4 protein-coding genes are annotated in these 2,467 nt (G+C 42.1%); all 4 read left to right on the forward strand.

Features of this window, described 5'->3' with window-relative positions:
- The first annotated feature begins 230 nt into the window (after positions 1-230).
- Positions 231-551: a hypothetical protein gene (locus K6Y21_RS20970; RefSeq protein WP_233073894.1), complete on the forward strand. Its 321-nt coding sequence runs from the start codon at positions 231-233 to the stop codon at positions 549-551.
- A gap of 105 nt (positions 552-656) precedes the next feature.
- Positions 657-1,208 (forward strand): hypothetical protein, encoded by a 552-nt coding sequence (locus tag K6Y21_RS20975; protein WP_233073895.1) that lies wholly within the window; start codon positions 657-659, stop codon positions 1,206-1,208.
- A gap of 71 nt (positions 1,209-1,279) precedes the next feature.
- Positions 1,280-1,573 carry an immunity 53 family protein gene (locus K6Y21_RS20980; RefSeq protein ID WP_233073897.1) on the forward strand — a complete coding sequence of 98 codons (294 nt, stop codon included), beginning with the start codon at positions 1,280-1,282 and terminating at the stop codon, positions 1,571-1,573.
- A gap of 107 nt (positions 1,574-1,680) precedes the next feature.
- The gene (locus K6Y21_RS20985) at positions 1,681-2,205 is read left to right on the forward strand and encodes an HI_0983 family protein (protein ID WP_233073898.1); all 525 of its coding nucleotides are present in this window, start codon (positions 1,681-1,683) and stop codon (positions 2,203-2,205) included.
- The last annotated feature ends 262 nt before the right edge of the window (positions 2,206-2,467 follow it).

Here is a 2,467-nt window from a genome sequence, read left to right on the forward strand (position 1 = left end):
CAATAGAGGAGCCATCATTTAATCGAACTACGACAAGGAAAGCGTTAGTTGCAGCTAACGCCTGGGTCTCACATTACCCGAAACTGGGTGTAAAGGGTCAATTAGGTGGGTTAATTATCCATACAAGGCCTTTAAACGGAACAAAAACCGTGTGCCTTGTTTCGTGCCTCAACAACTTTGGCACACAATTTTTGTCCGCTTAAGGCGGCGTTACACGTATAGAGAGCTTTATGAATCCAGCAATCCTTAAATTAACTAGCTACATTCAAGAGCTGGAAGAAAAAACAGAGTTCGATACGCTCGAAGAAAAGGCTGAGCATATTGGTTTGATTATCCAAATCAAAGACGCTATCGGGCAGCTAGAGTTATGCGAAAAGCACGGAATTACGGGTGGCTCCTTAGTTAATGAGCTACCTGAAACCTGTACAATTCATCACCAGTTTGTTGTTGCACACCAGAATGAGTCAACGAACCCAGAAAACTGGGAAGAGGTTCTGTTCAATGGTCGTCAAATTTGGTTTTCTTCGGGTGACCTGGTTGTCAGAAAATAGATATACGTGTAACAATCCCAGGCAGCAACGCCAGCAAGCTGGCTGGACCTCCTTTCAGTCGGCCGCTGCTGGGCGGCGTTCTACTCCCCCAATAAGAGAGTTCAAATGGAATTAGACAATATATCCAATAAAAAACTAATCTCAGCTCTGAAAGCTAGCGCGGCTTTGGATATTGAGCTTTGTGAAGATGAATATCTGAGATGCTTCTCCTACAAAGCTAATTGGGAACCAGGAATAGACGTCGCCTCATATGAAAATGGTGGTGGTGATGAAATTATCATTGTCATAAAAGGTGATTCAATTCTAATAAAGGGCTTCGACCACGAATCAGAAATTAGCCCTCATGCACAAGAAGAATATGGAATTTGGCCTGGGATGTATGGTGGAGCGCCTGAGGAACTCTTAGCCGTCTTAGATAATGAAGCCTTAGAGATAGATCATGTAACCTTTTGCTTTTGGCGCACGGCTAATACAGGTTCATGGCAACAAGGGCCTGTCGATTTCCAAAACAATGAAGATAACGGTACAGGTTGGTTGTTACCAGCAATCACTACAACCCCGGAAGACTTCATTGAGTATGCAAAGAGCTACTATGAAGACGGCTACGGTAAAATTACTCCAGAAAGAGTACGTCAAGTATTCAAAGAGTATGAGTAGAACAAGGCCAAGCAACAGGACCCGCGCAAGCGCGGGCCTCTGTTGACGGCGTTATATGCCCAAGGAAGGTTATGAATAATATCGTTGAAATACAAGAATGGTTCTTATCCCAATGTGACGAAGATTGGGAGCATTCATACGGAATAAAAATCGAAACTCTTGATAATCCAGGTTGGCGTATAGAAATCGATTTGACTGAAACTTTGCTGGAGAATGCAGTATTTGAACCAGTTCAACTTGATTATGAGTCAGACAATAATTGGTTAACATGTTTTGTTGAAGATAATAAGTTTAAATGTGCATGCGGCCCAACAATGCTAGATAAAGGCTTTGAGCTTTTCCTTAAGTGGTCAAAGGGCATATAACAAGCCATTACAGTAACGGGACTGCTAACAGCTTGCTCGGTTCCGCTTCGCTTCACATTTTAGCAAGCAATTATCAGCCCCTGAATGGGGCGTTAGAGGAACAAATTATGAAACGGATGTTAACCCTCGCAATTGTGCTTTTTTCGCAGTCTCTTTTGGCGAGCAATTGTATAAAATTCAACGATAAAGACTTTTGCGAAGTCTGGAACAATAAGGATGATGGTGTTCATACAGTTGAACTACTTGCGGAAGGTCAATCATTGGAGTCTTGGTCTACAATGATTACTGTGCGGAAGTACAAAGGTAAAACAGCATTAAAAGAAGTTCTCCCGGGCTACGTAAACAGCGTTAAGCCAATGTTCGCTCTGAAGCCAGATATACTTCAGTCCGACACCTCAAAAGCAAAGGAAGAAGTATACTTCCGCATGCTTCTATTAGCTCCTGATAAATCACATTATGAGTACGTGATAAATCGATTTTATCGAGATGATGATGAGTCGGTTAAATCAATTTTTTACTCTCATCGAATTCCATTTGCTGAGCAGGTTAACTTCAACGAGATAATGGAAAACCGTGATAGTTGGCTAGAGCAACTTCAATCACAGAATATTGATGGACACCTTGGTGAGTAGTTCCTCTAACAAGTTTGTTAAGTTCGCCCAACGAGTTGGGCTGGGACGCGTAAACTACACGCGCCCCTTACAAAAGCGTTATGTTTGCCGACAAAAAAGGGGGTTCGGTGAGAATTACATTAGTTAGGCATGGTATGACGTGGTTTAATTGATACGACTAACCCAGTTAAGACATAATTGATTTAACTGGAGATTGAAATGACAACACGTAAAACCTATTCAAAAGAATTCAAACTTGATGCCATTGCACTGGTACGAGAGC

The organism is Motilimonas eburnea (assembly GCF_021295345.1).
Taxonomy (GTDB): Bacteria; Pseudomonadota; Gammaproteobacteria; order Enterobacterales; family CBDFNC01; genus Motilimonas; species Motilimonas eburnea.